Below are 23,821 nucleotides of genomic sequence, written 5' to 3' on the forward strand. Positions count from 1 at the left end.
TAAGTAATTACAAATTAACCAGAAGCCTTGCGTGTAGGGAAAATCCGGTTAATACGGTAGGAGAAATTACCGCACGTCCGGTTTTCTCGCCGTGGGGACTTCGAGAAAAGGTACAAAAGCCCGATGAAGGCAGCATCCAAATTTTTGAGCGCCGCGTCCGCGGTGGCTATGTCCGCCGCTCTGGTTGTACCAGGTGCGCTCGCCGTGCAGTTCGTTGCCACATCTGCGGCGCAGGCAGCCGTTGTCTCGAGAGTCGAGGTCAGCGGCAACCAGCGTGTCGACGCCGACACCATCCGCAACTACATCACGATCAAGCCGGGCAAGGCGTTTTCCAGCGCCGATATCGACGATGCGGTCAAGGCGCTGTTCGGCACCGGGCTGTTCTCGGACGTGCAGATCAATCAGGTCGGTTCGACGCTGGTAGTCAAGGTTGCCGAATACCAGGTCGTCAACCAGGTTCTGTTCCAGGGCAACAAGAAGCTCAAGGACAACGCGCTGGCAGTCGCCGTGCAGTTGAAGCCGCGCGGGACGTTCTCGCAGGCAACGCTGGACTCCGATGTCGAGGCGGTAAAGGCTGCCTACAGGCGAATTGGCCGGGATGACGCCGCTGTCACGACGCAGATCATGGATCTCGGCGACAACCGCGTGAACGTGGTCTTCAACATCAACGAAGGCGGCCGCACCAAGATCGCCGCTGTCAATTTCGTCGGCAACAGCGCCTATTCGAGCCGCCGCCTGTCCGACGTCATCGCAACCAAGCGCTCGAGCTTCTTGTCCTTCGTGCTGCGTGACGACGTCTATGACGAGGACAAGCTCCGCGCCGACCAGGAATCGCTGCGCCGCTTCTATTACAATCACGGCTATGCCGACTTCCAGGTGGTCTCAGCCGTCGGCGAGCTCGACGACACGACCAACCAGTACACCGTTACCATCACCGTCCAGGAAGGCGACCGCTATACGTTCGGCGACGTCAGCGTCGAGAGCACCATTCCCGAAGTCGACTCGAAGGCGCTGGAATCGGTGGTTCAGACCCACAAGGGCGACGTCTACAACGCCAAGAATGTCGAGGACACCATCATCGCGCTGACCGAAAAGGTCGCGGGTTCGGGCTATGCCTTCGCCCAGGTGACACCGCGCGGTGATCGCAACTTCGAGAACCACACCATTTCGGTCGTCTATACGATCGACCAGGGCACCAAGGCCTATATCGAGCGCATCGAAATCCGCGGCAACGACCGCACGCGCGACTATGTCATTCGTCGTGAGTTCGATGTCAGCGAAGGCGACGCCTTCAACCAGGTACTCATCCAGCGCGCGAAGAAGCGGCTGGAAAAGCTAGATTACTTTGAGAAAGTCGACGTTTCGACTGTCCCGGGTTCTGAGCCAGACCAGGTCGTGCTCGTGGTTGACGTAGTCGAGAAATCGACCGGCGAGTTCTCGGTTGGCGCAGGATATTCGACCGGTGGCGACACTGCGGGTCCGTCCGTCGAAGGTTCGGTCGCGGAGCGCAACTTCCTCGGTCGCGGCCAGTACATCAAGGTTTCGGCGGGTGGTGGCAAGAATTCGCGCGACTACAGCCTGTCCTTCACCGAGCCCTATTTCCTCGGGCGCCGTATCGCTGCCGGCTTCGACATCTTCCAGCAGACACGCAACTACGACCACTATGACAGCGAGACGCTGGGTGCGACGGTGCGCTTCGGCCTGCCGATCACCGACAACATCTCGACGCAGTTGGCGTACAATATCGCCCAGGAGAAGTACAAGCTCGACGACGGTTGCGATAACAATCCTGCCGTCCCGGGCAACGCCCCTGGCGACGGGATTCCCGACGCGGACTGCAACGTATCTGCGGCAATCGTCCAGGGAATTGATGAAAGCCCTTGGATCAAGTCGTCGGTCAGCCTTGGGTTGGTCTACAACACCATCGATGACATGAAGAGCCCGCATGAAGGCATCTACGCCACCACGACCATGGAAGTTGCCGGCCTTGGTGGCGATGCCAAATTCGTAAAGGTTACCGGTCGTGGGACTGTCTACCAGACGTTGTCCGAACAACTGGACCTGGTCGGCCTGATCTCAGGCGGCGCCGGCCATATCCAAGGCTTCGGCGGTGACGGCCTGCGTATCTTCGATCAGTTCCAGAGCAGCGACCGCATGATCCGCGGCTTCGAGTATGGTGGCATCGGTCCTGCGGATATTGCAACGGGTGACCACCTCGGCGGCACCACCTATTTCAATGCGTCGGCGGAAGCTCAGTTCCCGATACCGGTCATTCCGGAAAGCTTTGGTGTGCGCGGCGCCGTGTTTGCTGATGCCGCCACACTGTATGGCAGCAAGATTAACGTCGCCGGGGTTACTCAAGCTTCAACTGATCTAGAGTTGCGCGCTTCGGTTGGTGTCGGCTTGTTGTGGTCATCGCCTTTCGGCCCGATCCGCATTGACTACGCGATGCCCGTCAAGAAGGAAAAGACCGACGACGTGCAGGAATTCAACTTCGGCATGTCGAGCCGCTTCTGATGCGTGGGTAACGATGCTTCCGGGCCGTTGGGGTCCGGAAGAGAATTGATCCGACCTAGCTGGATATTGCTTCTGGAATGACCGATCCGGTGTTCTTCGCGCCATCACGCCGGTATACGGCTGGCGAAGTCGCGAATCTGACCGGCGCATCGCTTGTCGATTCCGATTTTGCCCACATATCGATCGATGCGTTGGCGCCAGCCAATGAAGGCGGCGAGGGTGCGCTCGTCTTCGTCGACGGCAAGCGCAATTTCGCGCTGATGCAGTCGCTGAAGGCGGCGGCCGTGTTTTGTCCCGCCGAGTTCGCGGGCAAGGCGCCGGCCGGCATCGCGGTTCTGGTTCATCCGCGCCCGCAGCAGGCCTTCGCCATGATCGGCCGCCTGCTGTTCCCGACGGCGGCTACGCCGGGACCGATGACCAGCGAAACCGGGGTCTCGCCGCAAGCTCATGTCGATGCCTCGGCGCATATCGAGGCCGGGGCGATCATCGAGGCCGGAGCGGTCATCGGCCCCCGCGCTTCCATCGGCAGCGGAACGGTCATTGCCCCCCACGCCGTTATCGGCCCCTCCTGCCAGATCGGCCGTGACGGCTACATTGGGCCGGGTGTCAGTGTTCAGTATGCGCTGATCGGCAACCGCGTCATCATTCATGGCGGCGCCAGGATAGGCCAGGACGGCTTCGGCTTTGTCGGCGGCGCCAAAGGCCCTGAGCGCGTGCCGCAGGTCGGCCGCGTCATCATCCAGGACGATGTCGAAATCGGCTCGAACACGACCGTCGATCGCGGCGCCATGTCGGATACGGTCATCGGTCAGGGCACCAAGATCGACAATCTGGTGCAGATCGCCCATAACGTTCGCATCGGCCGCAATTGCATTATTGCCGGGCTCTCTGGTATTTCCGGCTCCGTCACCGTCGGTGATGGTGTCACCATGGGCGGCGGCGTTGGCCTTGCCGATCATTTGACCATCGGATCAGGGGCCAAGCTTGCTGCAAGAAGCGGGTTCATGAGCAACGTGCCGGCGGGCGAGATCTGGGGAGGCTATCCGGCGCAGCCGATGGCGGAAGCCATGCGCGAGATCGCCATGCTGAGGAAGCTCGCCAGGACGCGCAAGCAGGGCGAAGGGGGAAGTAGCTGAGATGGTGCCGGCGACGCTCGAAGCGGTCGATATATTGGGGTTGATGAAGCTTTTACCGCATCGCTATCCCTTCCTGATGATCGATCGCATCATCGAAATCGACGGCAATGATTCTGCCATCGGCATCAAGAACGTGACCATCAATGAGCCGCATTTCCAGGGCCATTTCCCGGATCAGCCGGTGATGCCGGGCGTGCTCATCGTCGAGGCCATGGCGCAGACCGCCGGCGCGATCTGCATCCGTAACCTCAACACGGAAAAGCCGTCGCTGGTCTATTTCCTGACCATCGATAATGCGAAATTCCGCAAACCGGTCGTCCCGGGCGACCAGTTGAAAATCCACGTCAAGAAAATCAAGATGCGCGGCAACCTGCTCAAATTCGCCTGCGAGGCCATGGTGGAGGGCACAAAGGCCGCCGAAGCCGAGATCTCGGCAATGATGGTTACCGGCTGACGGTTCGAAATGCTCATGAAAATACAGACTTCAATCCACCCCTCGGCCGTCATCGAGGCCGGCGCGCAGATCGGCGAAGGCGCCGCAATAGGACCTTTCTGCTATGTCGGCGCTGACGCCGTGATCGGTGACCGCGTCGAACTGGTCAGCCATGTCTCGGTGCTGGGCGCGACAACCATTGGCGCCGCGACCAAGGTCTATCCAATGGCGACACTGGGCGGACCGCCGCAGAACACCAAGCACAAGGGCGGCCGCACCACTTTGGTCATCGGCCAGCACTGCACGATCCGCGAAGGCGTGACCATGCATCTCGGCACCGATTCCAGCCGCGGTGAGACGACCGTCGGCGACAACGGCAATTTCCTTGCCTATGCCCACATTGCCCATGATTGCGTCGTCGGTAAAAACGCCACCTTCGCCAATGGCGCGACCCTGGGCGGCCATTGCGAGGTCGGTGACAGCGTTTATATCGGCGGCCTCAGCGCCGTTCATCAGTTCGTGCGTGTTGGTGACAACGCCTTTCTCGGCGGCTGCTCGGCTTTTGTCGGCGATGTCATTCCCTACGCCATTGCGGTGGGCAATCGCGCCAGCCTGCGTGGACTCAACATCATTGGCCTGAAGCGCGCCGGGTTGCCGCGCGCCGAAATCTACCTGCTGCGCAAGGCTTACAAGACCATCTTCGACCGCTCCCGCACTGTCGGCGAGAACATCGAATTCGCCAAGGCCGAGTTTGCGTCGTCGCCGACGGCCATGAAAATCATCGATTTCATCACCAGTCGCGGCAAGCGGCATTTTGCCGTCCCGTCGCTTAAGGGTGGCGACGGCGACGATGCCGATGACGAAGGCTGAGGCCACTTCAACGGGCCTCGATCTTGCGCCGGACGCCAGGGTCGGCATCATTGCCGGCGGCGGTAGCTTGCCGGTCGAAGTTGCCGCCGGCCTGGCGGAGGCCGGACATCCGCCCGTCATCATCCTGGTCGAAGGTCAGGCCGACCGTCAGTCCGACCTCACAATCTATGAGCATGAAAGCCTTGCGCTGGAAGACATCGGCTCGCTGGTTGCGTTGCTGAGGCGCCGGCGAATCACCCATCTTGTGCTTGCCGGCGAGATCAGGCGCAGGCCGCGGTTGGTCGACATGCGTCCGAACCTTGGGCTACTGGCACTTATACCCTCGCTCGCCATGGCGCTTGCCCGCGGCGATGACGGGCTGTTGAAGATATTGACCCGCGGCCTGGAGGCACGGGGCGTCAAGGTTGTCGGTGCGCATGAAGTCGTGCCCCGGCTCGTCGCGGCCGAAGGGCCGCTGACCAAAGCAGCGCCGCGAAAGTCCGACTGGCGCGATATCGAGGCGGCACACGCGGCGGCAAAGGCCATCGGCGCGCTCGACATTGGTCAGGCGGCAATTGCCATCGGTGGCCGCACTGTTGCCCTGGAAGGCGTCGAGGGCACCCACGGACTGCTCGAGCGGACGCAGCAGTTGCGCGGCCATGGCAGGCTGGCCGGCAAGACGCGCGGTGTCCTGGTCAAATGCGCCAAGCCTGGCCAGGAATTGCGTGCCGATCTGCCATCTATTGGCCCCCGGACCGTCGAGGCGGCGCATGCCGCGGGGCTGGCCGGCATTGCCGTCGAAGCCGGCCGTTCGCTCATCCTCGAAGGCCCCGCCGTTGTCGCGCGCGCCAATGCGCTCGGCCTGTTCGTGTTCGGCCTGCCGGCTGCGGAGTCTGTCCATGGCAGCTGAGAAGCCGCTGAAGATTGCCATCGTCGCCGGCGAAGAATCCGGCGACCTGCTGGGCGCCGACATCGTGCAGGCGCTGAAGCGCATGACCGGGCGCGAGGTGCAACTCGTCGGCACTGGCGGGCGGCATCTGCAGGCGCTCGGACTGGCGCCGCTGTTCGACGGCGCCGAGATCGCGCTGATGGGGCTCAGCGCCATCCTCCGTGACTTGCCGCGCCTGATGCGGCGGATCAGCCAGACGGCAAGTGCTGTTGCCGCCGAAAAACCCGACTGTCTGATCACCATCGACAGCCCCGATTTCTCGCTGCGCGTCGCCAAAAAGATCCGCGCCGCCGATCCGTCGATCCCGATCGTCCATTATGTCTGCCCGAGCGTCTGGGCGTGGCGGCCGGGTAGGGCGGCCGCGATGAAGCCGTATGTCGACCACATACTGTGCATCCTGCCTTTCGAGGTAAAGGAGCTCAGCCGTCTCGGCGGCCCGCCCGGCACTTACGTCGGACATCGCCTCACGCATGATCCAGGCGTGCTGGGCGCGGCCAGGGCGCAAGCCCAGCCACGCGATCTCTCGGCCGATCACGTCAAGACGCTGCTCGTCCTGCCAGGGTCGCGGCGTGGCGAGGTGAGCCGGCTTATCGGTCCGTTCGGCGAGACGGTGTCGGCGCTGCGCGCGCGTGGCCACCGGCTGCGGCTGTTGCTGCCGACGGTGCCGCATGTCGCCGAACTGGTCAAAACATCGGTGGCGCGCTGGGATCAGGAGCCGGAAGTCATCCTCGATCCCGAGCGCAAGTGGCAGGCCTTCGGCAAGGCCGATGCGGCGCTGATCGCGTCAGGAACGGTGTCGCTGGAACTGGCGTTGTCGGGTGTACCGATGATCTCTTGCTACAAGTTCGATCCGATCATGCTGATGGCGCAGAGCCTGATCACGGTGTGGAGCGCTGCTTTGCCCAACCTTATTGCCGACCGGCCGGTCGTGCCGGAAAGCTACAACCAGTATGTGCGGCCGCACTATCTGGCGCGGCAGCTCGAGGCACTGTTTTCAGACACCGCCTACCGCGCCTGGCAAAAGGACGGCTTTGGCGAGGTTGCCAGACGCATGGCCACCGACAGGCCCTCCGGCGACATCGCCGCCGATGTCGTTCTTCGCCACATCGGGAGAGCGAATAGGCCGTAGTGAATAGTGAATAGTGAATAGTGAATAGTGAATAGTGAATAGGATTAACGCGCTCTCGCCTATAATCAAGCTGCTACTTACTACCTGCTATTCACTACTTACCATTCACCATTCACTCTCTTTCACCTTTTCGCAATCGGCACGTAGTCGCGTTCCGGCGCGCCGGTGTAGAGCTGGCGCGGACGGCCGATCTTCTGGTGGGGATCCTCGATCATTTCCTTCCACTGCGCGATCCAGCCGACGGTGCGGGCGACCGCGAACAGTACGGTGAACATGGTGGTGGGGAAGCCCAGCGCCTTCAGCGTGATGCCGGAATAGAAATCGACGTTCGGATAGAGCTTCTTCTCGATGAAGTAGGAATCGGTCAGCGCGATCTTTTCCAGCTCCATGGCGATGTCGAGCAGCGGATCGTCCTTGATGCCGAGTTCGCCCAGCACCTCATGCGCCGTCTTCTGCATGATTTTCGCGCGAGGATCGTAGTTCTTATAGACGCGATGGCCGAAGCCCATCAGCCGGAACGGATCGTTCTTGTCCTTGGCGCGGGCGATGAATTCCGGGATGTGGTCGACGTGGCCGATCTCGCCCAGCATGTTGAGCGCCGCTTCGTTGGCGCCGCCATGCGCCGGGCCCCACAGGCAGGCGATGCCGGCGGCGATACAGGCGAACGGATTGGCGCCCGACGAGCCGGCAAGCCGCACCGTCGAGGTCGAGGCGTTCTGTTCGTGGTCGGCATGCAGGATGAAGATGCGCTCCATGGCGCGCGCCAGCACCGGATTGATCTTGTATTCCTCGCACGGCACCGCAAAGCACATGTGCAGGAAGTTGGCGGCGAAGTTCAGCTCGTTCTTCGGGTAAATGAAGGGCTGGCCGATATGGTATTTGTAGGCCATGGCCGCAATCGTCGGCATCTTGGCGATCAGCCGCATCGAGGCGACCATGCGCTGGTATGGGTCCGAAATGTCGGTGGAGTCGTGATAGAAGGCCGACAGCGCGCCGACCACACCGCACATCACAGCCATCGGATGCGCGTCGCGGCGAAAGCCGGTGAAGAAGCGCGACATCTGCTCGTGCACCATGGTGTGGCGCGTTACCCGGTAGTCGAAATCGTCCTTCTGCGCCTTGGTCGGCAGTTCGCCGTAGAGCAGGAGGTAGCAGACTTCGAGGAAGTCGCCATGCTCGGCCAGCTGGTCGATGGGATAGCCGCGGTGAAGCAGGATGCCGGCATCGCCGTCGATGAAGGTTATCGCCGACTCGCAGCTCGCCGTCGAAGTGAAGCCGGGATCGTAGGTGAAGGCGCCGGTGGTGTTGTAGAGCGCACCGATGTCGATGACGTCGGGCCCGACCGACCCGCTTCGCACCTTGAATTCATGCGTCTTGCCGGCCAGTTCGAGCGTGGCAGTCGACGGGTGCGTCGTCTTGCTGCCGGTTTCCAGTCTTGTCGCAGCTTCGCTCATTCTCAAACTCCTTCATGTTCCTCATGCCGGCAAGGCAATTCCTGCAAACGACACGTCGAAATCACCGGAATGCGCGAACTCGCCACCGCATTTTGGGAGGTGCGTGCCTGATTGGGCCAAGGCCTAATGTTGCACTGCGAAACCCGCCTTTCAATGCCAATCTTTTTGGGCCAGCTCGCTCCTAATCGATTTGATCCGCAATCCGCGCCACGCTTTCCTCGCGGCCAAGCACGGCAAGCACGTCGAACACGCCGGGCGAGGTGCTACGGCCGGTAAGGGCCGCCCGGAGCGGTTGGGCCACGGCGCCGAGCTTGTGGCCGCCGGCCGCTGCGAACTCGCGCACCGCGGCTTCAGCCGCGGCAGCCGACCAATCGCCCGAAACAGTCTGCAAAGCGGCATGTGCGCCGCGCAGGATCGCGCGCGCGTCGGCACTGAGCAGTGCTGCCGCCTTCTCGTCGATCGGCAGCGGCCGCTCGACGAACAGGAAGGCCGCGCCATCGGCCAGTTCCACCAGCGTCTTGGCGCGCTCTTTCAGGCCCGGCAAGGCAGCCAGCAGCTGCGCCTTCCTGGCGTCGTCGAGACGGGCGGCGATAGCCGGTCCGCTTTCCAGGTATGGCAGAGTGGCGACGAAAATGTCGAACAGCTCGGCATCGGCCATCTTGCGCATATGCGCGCCGTTGATTGACTCGAGCTTGGCGAAGTCGAAGCGCGCCGCACCCTTGTTGACATCGCCGATGTCGAACCACGAAATCATGTCCTTGATCGACATGATCTCGTCGTCGCCATGGCTCCAGCCGAGCCGTGCCAGATAATTGAGCAGCGCCTCGGGCAGATAGCCCATGGCGCGATAAGCCTCGACGCCGAGTGCGCCGTGCCGCTTCGACAGCTTGGCGCCGTCGGCGCCGTGGATCAGCGGGATATGCGACATCGACGGGACGTCCCAGCCCATCGCGTTGTAGATCACCGTCTGGCGCGCGGCGTTGGTCAGATGGTCGTCGCCACGGATGATGTGGGTGACGCCCATGTCATGGTCGTCGACGACGACGGCATGCATGTAGGTCGGATTGCCGTCCGAGCGCAGTATGATGAAATCGTCGAGGTCCTTGTTGGGGAAGCGCACCTCGCCCTGCACACGGTCGTGCACCACGGTTTCGCCCTCGGTCGGCGCCTTGATGCGGATGGCGCCCTTGACGCCGGGAGGCGCCTCCGAGGGGGCACGATCGCGCCACTGGCCGTTGTAGCGAGGCGGCAGGCCCTTGGCGCGTGCGGCCTCGCGCATCGCCTCGAGCTCGGCAGGCGTCTCGTAGCTGTAATAGGCCTTGCCCAGGCGCACCAGCTCCTCGGCCACCTCACGGTGGCGCGGCGCGCGCTCGAACTGCGATATGGCCTCACCGTCCCAGGAAAGGCCGAGCCAGGTCAGCCCATCCAGAATGGCCTGTGTCGCCGCCTCGTTGAAGCGTTCGCGGTCGGTGTCCTCGATGCGCAGCACCATCGTGCCGCCGGTGTGCTTGGCGTACAGCCAGTTGAACAGCGCCGTGCGCGCGCCGCCGATATGCAGATAGCCGGTGGGCGAGGGGGCAAAACGGGTGACGACCGTGTCGGACATGGAACTCTCGGGAAGCTTGGAAAGCGGGGCGTGATCGCGCGGACTTTCGCGCTTTGCGCGTTCATGTAGCATAGGAGGTCTGGGGCGCAAGGGGCAGACCCGATGGCTGGACGAGGCCGGGGCACGTCGGCAATTATCGGTTGCGTCAACAGGCCGGAGCCTTGTAGCACAAAATCTGTTCGCACCTCCGCGCAACCTCATTTGGCAGCAGCGTCAATGTCTGGGTTTCATTCGGCTGCAGCGTCCGTCACAGTGCCTGGAACATCGCTGCGACGGTGGTAGCCCCCTCTGACGAGCGGACATTTCTTCACGGATGCGGCACTGCCCGACTACAACGCCGCCGTGACAGCGTTGGCTTGGTCACGCATATTGACCTTTCTGCAATCATTATCGTGAACACCGCAACTGTGTGCAGGCCGGTCTCGCCACGAAGGAGGCATGATTGAAAGAAGGACTACCGATGACCGAAAACGCCGACCATACGGAGGGTGATCCGTTCTACCATGGTACCCGGGCGGATTTGAAACCCGGGGATCTGCTGAGCGTCGGCCACCCTTCCAATTTCAGAGGTAAACCACTGTCATGGATCTATTTCACCCAGACACTGGAAGCCGCCATCTGGGGAGCAGAGCTTGCAACGGGTGACGGTCGTCAAAGGATTTACATCGTAAAGCCGACGGAGTTTTTTATGGATGACCCTAACCTGACCGACAAAAAATTTCCCGGTAATCCGACGAAATCCTACCGCTCCCGTGATCCGTTGCTCATCCTGGGTGAACTCGGTGAATGGCAGGGTCATACACCGGAACAATTGAAGGCAATGCACGATGGGCTTGCTCGCCTGAGAGCGGAGGGCCAGGATATGATTGAGGATTGAGCGTCCTTGCCAGGTGATGGTCGATTCCGGCGCGGTGGACGTGATCACGCGGACTTTCGCGCTTTGCGCGTTCATGTAGCATAGGGGTCTGGGGCGCAAGGGGCAGACCCGATGGCTGGACGTGGCCGGGGCACGAAGGAAGGCGAAGGCGCCGAGGCAAGCGTCAGCGAACGCTCGCTGTTTGCCGATAGTCCCTATGCCGAGCCGCTGCCCCTCGCGCTGCCTGAGCCGCATCCCGGCGTCGCGCCTGCGCTGCCCGGTCACGCGTTGCCGGCGCAAGTCACAGCGCCCGGATCTATCGCCCGTCTGCGCAGACGGCTTCGCCGTCCGTCATGGCCCGCGCTCCGCCGCAGCCTTGCCGTGGCCGCCAACACGGAGCTCGACCGGGGCGTCGCCTTCCTGCTGGTGCCGGTTTTCCTGGCGGCCGGCGTCATCATTTATTTCTCGCTGGCCGGCGAGCCGGGCTTTGCGCAGCCAATCGCCATTGTGGTGCTGGCGACATGTTGCGCTGTCGCCACGCGATCGCGGCCGAGGACGCATCTGTTCTGCATGGCCGCGATGCTGTGCGCGCTCGGCGTCGTCGCCGCCAAGGTCGAGACCTGGCGCGCCGGAACGCAGATGCTCGGCTCCGAGATCCAGACACGGCTGACCGGCCGCGTCGTCAGTCTCGAACAGATGGAAAGCGGCCGCATCAGGCTGACGCTCGATGTGGTTTCGACCGCTTACCCCGAGCTGCGCTACGCCCCGGAGCGGGTCAGGCTCTCGGCGCGGACCGTTCCCGCCGATATGACCGCCGGCTCCCTGATCACCGGCTATGCCAGGCTGTTGCCGCCGACCGGTCCGGTGCGGCCGGAGAGCTACGATTTCTCCTTCGACAGCTATTTCACCGGTATCGGCGGCAGCGGCTTCTTTCTCGGCAATCCGAAAACCATTGCTACGCAGGGACCGCCGCCGCTGACCGCGCGGCTCTCCTCGGCAATCGAGAACGCGCGCGAAAACATTGCCGACCATATCAGGGGCAAAATCGGCGGCGCCGAAGGCGAGATTGCCGCGGCGTTGATTGTCGGGGTGCGCGCCGGCATCCCGGACGAGGTCAACGAAGCGATGCGGCGCACCGGCATCTACCACATCATCTCCATCTCCGGCCTGCACATGGCGCTGGTTGCCGGCACCATCATGGCGTTGCTGCGTGGCGCCTTTGCGCTGTTTCCCGATTTCTCTTCGCGCCGCCCAGTCAAGAAATATGCAGCAGTGGCAGCACTCGTCTCCATCGCCGCCTATCTCGTCATTTCAGGCGTCGTGGTTGCCGCCGAGCGCAGCTTCATCATGCTGGCGGTCATGCTTGTCGCCGTGCTGTTTGATCGCGCCGCACTCACCATGCGCAATCTGGCGATCTCCGCCATTGCCGTCATCCTGGTGTCGCCGCACGAGGTGGTCGGTCCCAGCTTCCAGATGTCGTTTGCCGCCACCGCCGCCCTTGTCGGCGCCTATGCCGGCTGGGCCGATTACCGCGCCGACAAGGTGAGAACGCCGCCGGCAAAGCGCTCCTTCGTCGGCTTCCTGTCGCGAAAATTCGCGCTGGCCATGGGCGGCCTCGCCATGACCTCGATCATCGCCGGCAGTGCAACCTTGCTGTTCGCCATCTGGCATTTTCAGCGTGTGTCGCCGCTCAGCCTGATCGCCAATCTGGCCGTGATGCCGATTGTTTCGTTGATCGTCATGCCTTTTGCCGTGCTCAGCGCACTGGCGATGCCGTTCGGCGCCGACGGGCCGTTCCTCTATGTGATGGGCAAGGGTCTGATGGCGATGATCGCTATATCGGCCTGGATTTCCGAGCGCTCGCCGGTCGACGCCGTCGGGCTGATCTCCATCCGCTCGGTGCTGTTGGTGGCGGTCGCCCTCGTCATCGCCACCATGGCCACCACCTGGCTCAGGTTGGCGGCCGTGCCTTTCGCGCTGGCCGGCCTGTTGACGGTGCCGCAGGTGCTTACGCCCGACGTGCTCATATCCGAGGATGCGCATCTGGTGGCCATGCCGATCGGTGGCGGCGAACTCGCCCTCAACCGCGAACGCTCCAACGAATTCACCACGGACAATTGGAAACGGGCGCTGCGGGCCGAAACCATTATCCCACCTGAGATTTTCGAGTCAACAGATACGCGGTTCGATCTCGATCCGCTCGATCTGCCGCCCGGCTCGCCCTTCTATTGCACCGGCGATCTCTGTATCGCCCGGCACCCTTCCGGAGCCATTGTAGCGCTTGCGAAAGACCGCAAGACGGCGCGGCCGGCCTGTGCCTTCGCGAGCCTGATCGTCATCGATGACGCCACCGCCTACAATCCGTGCCGCGACCCGCTGGTGCTGGTCGTGACGAAGAAACAGCTGGCCCGCGACGGCAGCGCCGCCGTCTTCTTCGATCCGCAATCGGCAGCTGCAGCGCCAACCATCCGCTTCGCCGTCGACAAGCCGTATCGCCCCTGGCACGAGCAACGCCGCTTCTCCCGCGAAGCGCGCGGCCTGCCGCCTTACAACCAGCGTGAAAAGTACAAACCCAAGCCGGCTCAGTAGCGCCGGATCAATCCGACAAGCTTGCCCTGCACCTTCACCCTGTCCGGTCCAAAAATGCGGGTCTCGTAGGCCGGGTTGGCGGCTTCCAGGGCGATCGAGGCGCCCTTGCGGCGGAAGCGTTTCAGGGTCGCTTCCTCATCGTCGACCAACGCCACCACGATCTCGCCGGGGCTGGCTGTGTCGGCATTGCGGATGATGACCGTGTCGCCATCGAAAATGCCGGCCTCGATCATCGAATCGCCCTTGACCTCGAGCGCGTAGTGTTCGCCGCCCATGATCATATCGGGCGGCACCGAGATCGAATGGGTCTGATGCTGGATGGCGTCGATCGGCACGCCGGCGGCGATGCGTCCCATAACCGGGATTGAAATCGCGGAAACGGCATCGTCATTGCCGGCCGACATCGAACGCGACGGCGAGCCCGGCTTGATCTGGCGGCCGAGACCGCCTTGGCCCAACGCGCCTTGTCCTTGGCCGCCTTGCCCTTGGCCGGTTTGACCAAGACTGCCCTGAATGACGCTCGGCGAAAACTTCCTCGCCGCATTGAGGCCTGGTGCGATCGAGTCGGGCAGCCGCAGCACTTCCAGCGCGCGCGCCCGGTTCGGCAGCCGGCGAATGAAACCGCGCTCCTCAAGCGCCGTGATCAGGCGGTGGATGCCGGACTTGGAGGCGAGGTCGAGCGCTTCCTTCATCTCGTCGAAGGACGGCGGGATTCCGCTCTCCTTCAGGCGTTCATGGATGAACATCAGAAGCTCATGTTGTTTGCGCGTCAGCATCGCGGCCCCCAAGGGTTCTGAAACCAGAATCAGAAAAAACAAACCCAGAACAAACACTATCTGTTCCAGTTGTGTTCCGCAACCTTTTAAAGTTTAATGAATGTGTTGACGTTTTGTTCAGCGTAACGTTCGGCGCTGCGAGCGCCGCCTGCGCCCAGTTGCCAGCAACGGGGTGAAACGAAGACAAAGTGCCCTGCGTCGTCGGCTACGATCGCCGCTTCCTTTTCGGACGGGGCTGCGCAGCATCCGCGCGGGGTTCTCTCTGGGCATAGACCCGCAGCGTGTAGCCGATGTGAGCGGTCATCAGAGTTTTCGCACGTTCGACGTCGCGATCGAGGGCCGCTTCCATCAGGGCGGTATGGTGTTCGATCGCCACGGCGTCGCGCAGGGCCGCCACGGCCTTCCGGTGTCCGTCCGTGCGGCCGGCGGCGGCGCGCAGCGTCGGGGCCAGACCCAGAAAGCGGTGATGGCGATGCAATTGGTCGGAAATCGTTGCATTGAAGCGCAGCAGCCAGCTGGATGTCGCGGCACTGAGCAGCGCCGCATGGAAGGCATCGTGTTTTTCGTACCACGCGTCGACCGCATCATCCGATGGATCGTCGAGAACAGACCCGCACCGTGAGAGACGATAGTGGGCGGCAACGACCGCGTCTTCCCACTCACGGTCGCCCTTCTCGATCGATTCCACCAGCAGGGGCAGTTCGACCACCAGCCGCGCACGTGCCAAATCCTCGAGCTCCGCCCGAGAGACGGGAGCGACCGCAAACCCGCGGTTGCTGATGGCGGTCACAAGCCGTTCCGCCTCCAGCCGCGACAGCGCCTCGCGCAACGGCGTCCAGCCGATGCCGTAGGTGTTGCGCAGCGTGCTCAGCTTCAACGGCGCGGCAGGCGCCAGCCGGGTCGCAAGAATATCGCGCCTGAGCAGGCGATAGGCCACTTCCGTCTTCGAGGTCTGCTCGTCATCCAGCATCGTGATCCATCAGACATAAACGCTCGGGCGGATCATTATATATCAAAGCCTTTCAATGGGTGATTTATATATAATGTTTGACAGTTCAAGGGCGACCACTCAAGATCGCCGGCATGTTTGGGCGGCAGGCTCCGCCGCGCGCGTTTGTCCATGGAGGGGCGCCGGATCATGAGCACGACACCCGATCTCGCTACAATCGAAGCAATGGATGCCGCCGATCCGCTGCGCTCCATGCGTGAACGCTTTGTCTTGCCGCAAGGCGTGATTTATCTCGACGGCAATTCCCTGGGCGCCGCGTCAGCGGTCGTCTTCAGCGAACTGCAGCAGGCCGCCACGCAGGAATGGGCGCACGACCTCATTCGCGCCTGGAACACCGCCGGCTGGTTCAACATGCCGGTGGAACTCGGAGATCAGCTCGGGCGACTGATCGGCGCGGCTGATGGGCAGACGGTGGTCTGCGACACAACCTCGATCAACATCTACAAGCTGCTGCACGCAGCGCTCGGCATGCGGCCGGATCGGTCGGTCATCGTTGCCGAGGGCGACAGTTTCCCGACCGACCTCTACATGGCCGAAGGCGTCGCCTCGACCCGGCCGGGAACGCGGCTGCGGCTGGAGGGCGTCGACGCGGCCGCAATCGAGGAGCTGATCGACGACAGCGTTGCCGTCATCCTGGTCAACCACGTCAACTACAAATCCGGCCAGTTGCGCGACATGGCGGCGCTGACGCGCAAGGCACATGACGCCGGCGCGCTGATCATCTGGGATCTCTGCCACACGGCCGGCGCCTTGCCGGTCGAACTTGACCGTGCCAATGCCGATTTCGCCGTCGGCTGCACCTACAAATACCTCAATGGCGGCCCGGGCTCGCCAGCCTTCATCTACGCGGCCGAGCGCCACCATGACGATGCCCACCAGCCGCTCAGCGGCTGGTGGGGCCATGCGCGGCCCTTTGCCTTCGAGCAGGGCTTTGCCGTCGGCAGCGGCATTCGCCGCTTCCTGTGCGGAACGCAGCCGGTGCTGTCGATGCGGGCGCTCAAGGGCGCGCTCGATATCTGGAACGACGTCGATATGGCGGCGGTGCGCAGAAAAAGCATCGCGCTGACCGACCTGTTTATCCAGCTCGTCGAAGCCAGATGCGGCGCCTACCGGCTTGAACTGGAAAGTCCTCGCGACGGCAGCCAGCGCGGCAGCCAGGTGTCGTTCCTCCATCCGCATGGCTATCAGGTGATGCGCGCGCTGATCGAGCGCGGCGTGATCGGCGATTTCCGGGCGCCGTCGACCATCCGTTTCGGCTTCACGCCGCTCTATGTCGGATATGGCGATGTCTGGCAGGCGGTCGAAGTCCTGGAGGATATTCTGCGCACCGGCGCCTGGCAGGACGCCCGCTTCGCGGTGAAGACCGCGGTTACGTGAGAAACCAGAGCAATTTCAGGAAAAGTGTGAAGCGGTTTTCCGTCCGAAATTGCGTCAATCAAAGAGCTAGAGCATTTCGCCGTTTCCGTTAAACGGTGAAATGCTCTAGAGCCGGGTGCGGACCGTCCAGAGCTCCGGAAACAGCACGACCTCCAGCATCTTCTTCAGATAGGAGGCGCCTGAGGTGCCGCCGGTGCCGCGCTTCAAGCCGATGATGCGCTCGACCGTTGTGACGTGGTTGAAGCGCCAGCGGCGGAAGTAATCCTCGAAGTCGACCAGCTTCTCGGCCAGTTCGTAGAGCATCCAGTAGCGCTGCGGGTCGCGGTAGACGGTTTGCCAGGCAGCCAGCACGTCTTCGTTCTCACCGCGCGTCTCGCGCCAGTCCGTGCGCCCGGCATCGGCGCCGATGTCGAAGCCATTGCGCGCCAAAAGCAGAAGCGCCTCGTCGTAGAGCGACGGCGTGGCCAGGATCGCTTCCAGCCTGTCCGTAAGGTCGCGCCGGTGCTTGTGCGGCCCGAGCATGGCTAGGTTGCGGTTGCCGGCCATGAACTCGATGGCGCGGTACTGCCAGGACTGGAAGCCCGAGGATTGGCCGAGCGCGTCGCGAAACTCGGTGTATTCGCTGGGCGTCATCGTGCGCAGCACGTCCCAGGCATTGTTGAGCTGCTCGAAGATGCGCGCGACACGCGACAGCATCTTGAAGCTCGGTTCGAGGCGGTCGGCGCGGATCGAGAGGATCGCGGCGCCGATCTCGTGGAGGGCCAGTTTCATCCACAATTCGGATGTCTGATGCTGGATGATGAACAGCATCTCGTCATGGGCAGAAGACAGCGGCGCCTGCGTATCGAGCACCTTGTCCAGCTGCAGATAGTCGCTGTAGGACATCCGCTCCTTGAACGACATCTGCGCGCCATCGGACGCCGGATCGTGCGGCTTAATCAATTGATCTTCTCCGCGCGCAACCGGAAGCGCTGGATCTTGCCGGTCTGGGTTTTGGGCAAGGCGTCGATGAACTTCACCGAACGCGGATATTTGTAGGGCGCGATCGTTGCCTTGACGTGGTCCTGCAGGCGTTTGACGGTCAATGCGTCCGGCGAAACACCTTGCACAAGCACGATATGCGCCTCGACGATCTGGCCGCGTTCACCGTCCTCGGCGCCGGTCACCGCGCATTCGGCGACGTCGGGATGCGAGAGCAGCGCCGCTTCGACCTCGGGGCCGGCGATGTTGTAGCCGGCGCTGACGATCATGTCGTCGGAACGCGCGGCGAAGTGGAAGAAGCCATCCTCGTCCTGCGTGAACGTATCGCCGGTGAGATTCCAGCCGTCGCGGACATAGTCCTTTTGCCTGGCATCGGCCATGTAGCGGCAGCCGGTCGGGCCGCGCACCGCCAGCCGGCCAGTAGAGCCGCGCGGCAACTCCCGCATCTCGTCATCGACGATGCGTGCCTGATAGCCGCCGACGGGTTTGCCGGTGGAGGCCGGCTTCATGTCGTCGAAGCGGTTGGAGATGAAGATATGCAGCATCTCGGTGGCGCCGATCCCATCGAGGATCGGCTTGCCGGTCTTCTCAGTCCATTCCTCGAAGACAGGCGCCGGCAGCGTCTCGCCCGCCGAAACCGCGACGCGCAGCGAGGACAAGTCAGCGCCTTGATCCATGGCCTTGAGCATGGCCCGATAGGCGGTTGGAGCGGTGAAGGAAATGGTCGCTTTGTAGGTCTCGATGATGTGGATCATGTTGGGTGGCGTCGCCTGTTCCAGCAGCGTCGCCGCGGCGCCGAAGCGCAGCGGGAAGATGGCGAGCCCGCCAAGACCGAAGGTAAAGGCAAGGGGCGGGGAGCCGACGAAGATGTCGTCGGGCGTCACCTCCAGGATTTCGCGGGCATAGGCGTCGGCGACGATCAGCAGGTCGCGGTGGAAATGCATCGTCGCCTTCGGCACGCCGGTGGTGCCGGAGGTGAAGCCGAGCAGCGCGACATCGTCGCGGCCGGTGTTGACGGCAGTGAAGGTGACCGGCTTGTCGAGGGCGGCTCGGTCGAGTTCCGCGTCATGGTTGGCCGTGCCGTCGAAGCCAATGACCTGCTTGAGATACGCATTGCCCTTGGCGCAGGCGGTCATCTCGTCCATCAGCCTTGTATCGCAAAGCGCAACCGTGATTTCCGCCTTGTCGACGATCTTGGCGAGTTCGCCGGCGCGCAGCATCGGCATGGTGTTGACGACCACCGCGCCAACCTTGGTGGCGGCCAGCCAGCAGGCGACCATGGCCGGGTTGTTGGCCGAGCGGATCAGCACCCGGTTGCCCGGCTTGACGCCATAATTCTCGACCAGGGCATGGGCGAGCCTGTTGGTCCAGTCGGACAGTTCCTTGTAGGTGCGGCGGCGGCCATTGCCGATCAGCGCGGTGTGGTCGCCGAACCCTTTTTCGACCAGCCTGTCGGTCAATTCGACGCCGGCATTTATGTGGTCGGGATAGTCGAAGCCGTCGAGCAAAAACTCCGGCCATTGCTCCGGCGGCGGCAGGTTGTCACGCGTGAATGTGTCGATATGCGCTGATGGCCCAAGCATTTTCGGCTGCCCCTGTCTGCCTCGCGCCCATGGCTGAACAAGGCGCAGGATCGCACCAGTCGAAATTTGTTTCAAGCCTAAAATGTTTTTAGGTCGCAGCATTGACGCCGCCCTGTTCGGCGGCCATTCCTGTCGACTGAACTGAAGCCATCCGGGAGGGATGCAGATGCTCGAACATCGTGTTGCCGATTGGGACAATGCCTACGCCAACGGCGACAACATTGCCGGCAGCAATCGCTGGCCGGCCGCATGGGACACACCGGCACAGGCTTTTCGCGACACAATGTCGGCGTCCGGTCGGGCCAAGCTCGACATCGCCTATGGCGACAGCCCGCGCAACAGGCTCGATCTGTTCCTTCCCGATGTCATGCCCAAAGGGCTCGTCGTCTTCATCCATGGCGGTTACTGGAAGGCGTTCGACAACAAGCCATGGTCGCATCTGGCCAACGGCGCGGTTGCCAATTGCTTTGCCGTGGCAATGCCGACTTACACGCTTTGTCCCGACATACGCATTTCCGGCATCGTCAGGGAAATCGCGGCGGCGATCGGCAAGGCGGCGACGATGGTCGGCGGGCCGGTGATCCTGACCGGGCATTCCGCCGGCGGCCATCTCGCCTCCAGGATGGTGACGACAACGACGCCTCTGGCCGCCGATGTGGCCGGCCGCATACGCAATGTCGTCTCGATCTCCGGGGTTCATGATCTGCGGCCGATCATGCGGACGGGGATGAACGCGACACTGGCCATCGATGAAGCGGAAGCACTGGCCGAAAGCCCGGTTCTGCTGCGCCCCATGCAGGGCGCGCGCATCACCTGCTGGGCCGGCGGCGGCGAGCGGGCGGAGTTCCTGCGCCAGAATGCGCTGCTTGCCAACATCTGGATCGGCCTCGGCGCCACGACCAGCACAGTGGTCGAGCCGGACCGGCATCATTTCAGCATCGTCGACGGGCTTGCCGATCCGACACATCCGCTGACGCGGACATTGCTGGCGGAGTAACAACCAGTCTTATCTCTTGGAATTAACGGCTTGGATCCGCGACCTTCAGCGCAACATCAGAACGCTGCAAACAGCGCCTGCTTCTGCCGCCGGAGCGAAGGGCTCGCGCACGATCAGGCCGGTGGCGTCGGCCAGCATTCTCAGCATCGAGGAATCCTGGATGCCGAACGGCGTCGCCACCAATGCGCCGGCTTCTTCCCGGACCACGGCGCGCACATAGTCTTGCCTTAGATCATTGGCCGGCATCGCGGCGCCAAGCTGAGCCTGGCGGATGTCCTGCCGGTGGGGACGGCCGCCGAGCTGCGCCAATAACGGCTTCAGGAACAATTGCGAGCAGACCAGGCTCGCCACCGGATTGCCGGGCAGGCCGATGCACCTGATATCGCCCAGCCGCCCGAACATCAGCGGCTTGCCCGGGCGCATGGCGAGCTTCCAGAAGTCGAGGTTCATGCCTTCGCCGGTCAGCACGTCATGGACGAGATCATGGTCGCCGACCGAGGCGCCGCCGAGCGTGACGATGACGTCGGCTTTCGCATCGACCGCCTTTTTCACCAGCGCCGCGATCGCTTCCTTGCGATCGGCCGCTATACCGAGATCGAGCGCGCGAGCGCCGACCGACTGCGCCACAGCAGCGACGCCATAGGCGTTGGACGAGATGATCTGGTCGGGGCCAGGTTCGCTACCCGGTGGCAGCAATTCGTCGCCGGTGGCGATGATGGCGACCAGCGGCCGTTGCACCACGTTCAACCGGGGATGATTGGCCGACGCCGCCAGCGACAATGCAGCCGGATCGAGCACGCGGCCTTTCTCCAGCAGCACGTCGCCTTGGGCAAAATCCAGTCCAAGGCGGCGGATGTTACGGTTCTTCGCCGTCGGTTCGGTGACCTCGATCCGGCCACCGCCGAGATCGCGGACATTCTCCTGGATGACGATGGTGTCTGCGCCTTCCGGCAGCGGCGCGCCGGTGAAGATGCGCACAGCTTCCGCCTTACCTACAGCGCCGTCAAAGCCTCGCCCTGCAGGCGCCTTGCCGATCACCGAAAGCCTCGCCGGGAGGGTCGCCACATCCCGCGCCCGTGCGGCATAGCCGTCCATGGCAGATGCATTGAAAGGCGGCTGGGTACGCAGCGCCACGACCGGCTCCGCCAGCACCCGGCCGGCCGAATCCGCCAGCGCGACGCTTTCACCGGGCAACGCCACAGCGCCGTCGAGTAGGCGTTGAAGCGCCTCGGCGACCGGAACCAGCGCCATTTACGAACCCGCCTTGTAGTCGCCGGACTTGCCGCCGGTCTTTTCCACCAGCTTTATACCGGAAATCACCATGGCGCGGTCGACCGCCTTGGCCATGTCGTAAATGGTCAGGCACGCGACAGATGCCGCGGTCAGCGCCTCCATCTCGACCCCGGTCTTGCCGGTGACGCGGGCGAGCGCGGTGACCCTGAGGCCGGGCAGCGTGGTGTCCGGTTCGATGTCGACCGACACCTTGGTCAAAAGCAGCGGATGGCAGAGTGGGATCAGCTCATGCGTTTTCTTGGCAGCCATGATGCCGGCAATGCGCGCGGTACCCAGCACATCGCCCTTCTTGGCGTCGCCGTCGAGGATCATCTTCAGGGTTTCGGCCCGCATCGAGACAAAGCCCTCGGCGACCGCCGTGCGCGTCGTCTCCGCCTTCTCGCCGACATCGACCATGTTGGCCTCGCCCTTGGCGCCGAGATGGGTGAGGGCGGCTGCCATCCTCAGATGGCCTCTGCTTTCGCCTTGCCTGTCAAAAGCAGCCGCGTTGCCGCAGCGACATCCTCTTGCCGCATCAGGCTCTCGCCGACGAGGAAGGTGCTGATGCCGGTCTTTTGCATCCTGAAGCAATCGTCGTGGGTGAAAATTCCGCTCTCGCTGACCAGCAATCGGCCGCCCGGCACCATCGATGCCAGCCGTTCCGAGGTCTCGAGGCTGGTCTCGAATGTTCTGAGATTGCGGTTGTTGATGCCGATCAGCTGCGACGAGAGTTTTACCGCGCGCTGCGTCTCGGCCTCGTCATGCACCTCGATCAGCGCGTCCATGCCGAGTTCGAACGCGGTCGCTTCCAATTCGCTCGCCAAGGCATCATCGACGCTGGCCATGATGATCAGGATGGCATCGGCGCCCCATGCGCGAGCCTCGTAGACCTGGTAAGGGTCGAACAGGAAATCCTTGCGCAGCGCGGGCAGGGACACTGCCTTCCGTGCATTGGTGAGAAATTCCGGCGCGCCCTGGAAGGATGGCGCATCGGTCAGCACCGAAAGACAGGCGGCACCGCCTTTCTCATAGGCCTGCGCCAGTGCGGGCGGGTCGAAATCGGCACGGATCAAGCCTTTGGATGGGCTTGCCTTTTTGATCTCGGCGATCAGGCCGAAGCTGCCCGATCTGCGCTTCGCCTCAAGCGCCCTCCGAAAGCCACGCGGTGCGTCGGCATCCTTGGCTCGCGCCTTGATCTCGGCCAACGGTATCCGCGCCTTCGCCGCCGCGATCTCGTCGCGCTTGTAGGCCTCGATCTTGCGCAGAATGTCAGCCACGGCTCATCCGTTCGAAATCTCGACCAGCCTGTCGAGCACGCCCAGCGCCCGGCCGCTGTCGATGGCCTGTGTGGCCGCGGCCATGCCGTCGGCAAGCGTCGTCGCCTTGCCGGCCACCACCATGCCGGCGCCGGCGTTCATCAGCACCGTATCGCGATAGGCCCCGGCAGCACCTCTCAGCATGTCGCGCAACGCCGTGGCATTGTAGGCGGCGTCGCCGCCGCGCAACTCGTCCTTGGTGTGGCGCTGCAGGCCGACGGCTTCCGGGGTGAGCGTGAAATGGCGGATCTCGCCGCCGGCCAGTTCCGCCACCTGCGTTTCGCCGGTGGTGGTGATTTCGTCATAGCCATCCCCATGGACCACCCAGGCATGCTCGGTGCCCAACGCCTTCAATGTCTCGGCCACCGGCACGATCCATTCCGGCAGGAACACGCCGACCATCTGCCTGCTGACGCCAGCCGGATTGGACAGCGGTCCGAGCAGGTTGAAGATGGTACGCGTGCCGAGCTCGACGCGGGTCGGGCCGACATGCTTCATCGCAGGGTGGTGCGCCGGCGCGAACATGAAGCCGACGCCGGCCTCCTGGATGCAGCGGCCGATCACCTCTGGCAGGATATCGATCTTGACGCCGAGCGCGACCAGCACATCGGCAGCGCCCGTCAGCGACGACAGGCCGCGATTGCCGTGCTTGGCGACCGGCACGCCGCAGCCGGCAATGACGAAGGCCGAAGCGGTCGAGATGTTGACTGAATGCGAATTGTCGCCGCCCGTGCCGACAATGTCGATGGCGCCCTCAGGAGCTTCGACGCGCAGCATCTTGGCACGCATGGTGGCGACGGCGCCGGAAATCTCGCTCACGGTCTCCCCGCGCACGCGCAACGCCATCAGGAAGCCGCCGATCTGGCCCGGCGTCGCGTCGCCAGACATGATGATGTCGAAAGCTTCGCGCGCTTCCTCGAAGGTAAGCCCGGTTCCCGTGGCGACCTTGGCGATATGGGTCTTCAGGGCGCTCATTGGGCCAAGACGTTCAT

20 protein-coding genes are annotated in these 23,821 nt (G+C 63.1%); 10 read left to right on the forward strand and 10 right to left on the reverse strand.

All coding sequences use genetic code 11. The features are described 5' to 3' along the window. The first annotated feature begins 123 nt into the window (after nucleotides 1-123). The 6 genes from bamA (at nucleotide 124) to lpxB (ending at nucleotide 7,013) form a co-directional block, all read left to right on the forward strand. Nucleotides 124-2,517: an outer membrane protein assembly factor BamA gene (gene bamA, locus NKK52_RS09635; protein ID WP_023684694.1), complete on the forward strand. Its 2,394-nt coding sequence runs from the start codon at nucleotides 124-126 to the stop codon at nucleotides 2,515-2,517. 77 nt (nucleotides 2,518-2,594) lie between these two features. Then, a complete protein-coding gene (gene lpxD, locus NKK52_RS09640) occupies nucleotides 2,595-3,653 on the forward strand; it encodes a UDP-3-O-(3-hydroxymyristoyl)glucosamine N-acyltransferase (protein WP_023684695.1) in 1,059 nt (352 codons plus the stop codon). Nucleotide 3,654: 1 nt separating this feature from the next. Further along, a complete protein-coding gene (gene fabZ / locus NKK52_RS09645; protein WP_023684696.1) occupies nucleotides 3,655-4,107 on the forward strand; it encodes a 3-hydroxyacyl-ACP dehydratase FabZ in 453 nt (150 codons plus the stop codon). Between the two features lie 15 nt (nucleotides 4,108-4,122). Continuing rightward, on the forward strand, nucleotides 4,123-4,956 hold the full coding sequence (gene lpxA, locus NKK52_RS09650; RefSeq protein WP_023684697.1) for an acyl-ACP--UDP-N-acetylglucosamine O-acyltransferase: 834 nt from the start codon (nucleotides 4,123-4,125) through the stop codon (nucleotides 4,954-4,956). Continuing rightward, complete coding sequence (locus NKK52_RS09655) at nucleotides 4,943-5,845, forward strand: LpxI family protein (RefSeq protein WP_023684698.1); 903 nt, start codon at nucleotides 4,943-4,945, stop codon at nucleotides 5,843-5,845. The genes lpxA and NKK52_RS09655 overlap by 14 nt, the downstream gene beginning before the upstream one ends. Continuing rightward, a complete protein-coding gene (lpxB, locus tag NKK52_RS09660) occupies nucleotides 5,835-7,013 on the forward strand; it encodes a lipid-A-disaccharide synthase (protein ID WP_023684699.1) in 1,179 nt (392 codons plus the stop codon). The genes NKK52_RS09655 and lpxB overlap by 11 nt, the downstream gene beginning before the upstream one ends. Before the next feature lie 122 nt (nucleotides 7,014-7,135). Here lpxB and gltA read toward each other — a convergent pair whose 3' ends face one another. Together gltA and gltX are read right to left on the reverse strand one after the other, a co-directional pair. Continuing rightward, complete coding sequence (gltA, locus tag NKK52_RS09665) at nucleotides 7,136-8,467, reverse strand: citrate synthase (protein ID WP_023671037.1); 1,332 nt, start codon at nucleotides 8,465-8,467, stop codon at nucleotides 7,136-7,138. A gap of 181 nt (nucleotides 8,468-8,648) precedes the next feature. Then, on the reverse strand, nucleotides 8,649-10,073 hold the full coding sequence (gene gltX / locus NKK52_RS09670; protein WP_023684700.1) for a glutamate--tRNA ligase: 1,425 nt from the start codon (nucleotides 10,071-10,073) through the stop codon (nucleotides 8,649-8,651). Between the two features lie 460 nt (nucleotides 10,074-10,533). On the opposite strand from gltX, the gene arr reads away from it, so the two are divergent. Both arr and NKK52_RS09680 read left to right on the forward strand, forming a co-directional pair. Beyond that, on the forward strand, nucleotides 10,534-10,950 hold the full coding sequence (gene arr / locus NKK52_RS09675; RefSeq protein ID WP_023684701.1) for an NAD(+)--rifampin ADP-ribosyltransferase: 417 nt from the start codon (nucleotides 10,534-10,536) through the stop codon (nucleotides 10,948-10,950). A 111-nt stretch (nucleotides 10,951-11,061) separates the two neighbouring features. Continuing rightward, the gene (locus NKK52_RS09680) at nucleotides 11,062-13,518 is read left to right on the forward strand and encodes a ComEC/Rec2 family competence protein (protein WP_023684702.1); all 2,457 of its coding nucleotides are present in this window, start codon (nucleotides 11,062-11,064) and stop codon (nucleotides 13,516-13,518) included. On the opposite strand, the gene lexA is transcribed toward NKK52_RS09680, so the two are convergent. Then, entirely contained in the window at nucleotides 13,512-14,294 is a 783-nt protein-coding gene (gene lexA, locus NKK52_RS09685; RefSeq protein ID WP_023684703.1) for a transcriptional repressor LexA, read from the reverse strand. The genes NKK52_RS09680 and lexA overlap by 7 nt on opposite strands. Before the next feature lie 205 nt (nucleotides 14,295-14,499). Further along, nucleotides 14,500-15,264 carry a GntR family transcriptional regulator gene (locus tag NKK52_RS09690; RefSeq protein WP_023684704.1) on the reverse strand — a complete coding sequence of 255 codons (765 nt, stop codon included), beginning with the start codon at nucleotides 15,262-15,264 and terminating at the stop codon, nucleotides 14,500-14,502. Nucleotides 15,265-15,432: 168 nt separating this feature from the next. On the opposite strand from NKK52_RS09690, the gene kynU reads away from it, so the two are divergent. Next, complete coding sequence (gene kynU / locus NKK52_RS09695; protein WP_023684705.1) at nucleotides 15,433-16,680, forward strand: kynureninase; 1,248 nt, start codon at nucleotides 15,433-15,435, stop codon at nucleotides 16,678-16,680. Between the two features lie 105 nt (nucleotides 16,681-16,785). Here the strand turns inward: kynU and kynA are convergent, their stop codons facing one another. Together kynA and NKK52_RS09705 are read right to left on the reverse strand one after the other, a co-directional pair. Beyond that, entirely contained in the window at nucleotides 16,786-17,622 is an 837-nt protein-coding gene (gene kynA, locus NKK52_RS09700) for a tryptophan 2,3-dioxygenase (RefSeq protein ID WP_031204220.1), read from the reverse strand. Then, a complete protein-coding gene (locus NKK52_RS09705) occupies nucleotides 17,619-19,244 on the reverse strand; it encodes an AMP-binding protein (RefSeq protein ID WP_023684707.1) in 1,626 nt (541 codons plus the stop codon). The genes kynA and NKK52_RS09705 overlap by 4 nt, the downstream gene beginning before the upstream one ends. Before the next feature lie 166 nt (nucleotides 19,245-19,410). Between NKK52_RS09705 and NKK52_RS09710 the strand changes: the two genes are divergently transcribed. Next, nucleotides 19,411-20,241: a hormone-sensitive lipase gene (locus NKK52_RS09710; protein ID WP_023684708.1), complete on the forward strand. Its 831-nt coding sequence runs from the start codon at nucleotides 19,411-19,413 to the stop codon at nucleotides 20,239-20,241. Between the two features lie 45 nt (nucleotides 20,242-20,286). Here NKK52_RS09710 and NKK52_RS09715 read toward each other — a convergent pair whose 3' ends face one another. Genes NKK52_RS09715 through trpD form a run of 4 tightly spaced genes read right to left on the reverse strand, consistent with a single transcriptional unit; the run spans nucleotide 20,287 to nucleotide 23,804 of the window. Next, on the reverse strand, nucleotides 20,287-21,492 hold the full coding sequence (locus NKK52_RS09715) for a molybdopterin molybdotransferase MoeA (RefSeq protein WP_023684709.1): 1,206 nt from the start codon (nucleotides 21,490-21,492) through the stop codon (nucleotides 20,287-20,289). Continuing rightward, nucleotides 21,493-21,975 carry a cyclic pyranopterin monophosphate synthase MoaC gene (gene moaC / locus NKK52_RS09720; RefSeq protein WP_023684710.1) on the reverse strand — a complete coding sequence of 161 codons (483 nt, stop codon included), beginning with the start codon at nucleotides 21,973-21,975 and terminating at the stop codon, nucleotides 21,493-21,495. A 2-nt stretch (nucleotides 21,976-21,977) separates the two neighbouring features. Further along, nucleotides 21,978-22,790, reverse strand: a complete 813-nt coding sequence (gene trpC / locus NKK52_RS09725; RefSeq protein ID WP_023684711.1) for an indole-3-glycerol phosphate synthase TrpC — start codon at nucleotides 22,788-22,790, stop codon at nucleotides 21,978-21,980. A gap of 3 nt (nucleotides 22,791-22,793) precedes the next feature. Next, nucleotides 22,794-23,804 (reverse strand): anthranilate phosphoribosyltransferase, encoded by a 1,011-nt coding sequence (gene trpD, locus NKK52_RS09730; protein WP_023684712.1) that lies wholly within the window; start codon nucleotides 23,802-23,804, stop codon nucleotides 22,794-22,796. Between the last annotated feature and the right edge of the window lie 17 nt (nucleotides 23,805-23,821).

It is taken from the genome of Mesorhizobium sp. C277A (genome assembly GCF_040324395.1).
Classification (GTDB): Bacteria; Pseudomonadota; Alphaproteobacteria; order Rhizobiales; family Rhizobiaceae; genus Mesorhizobium.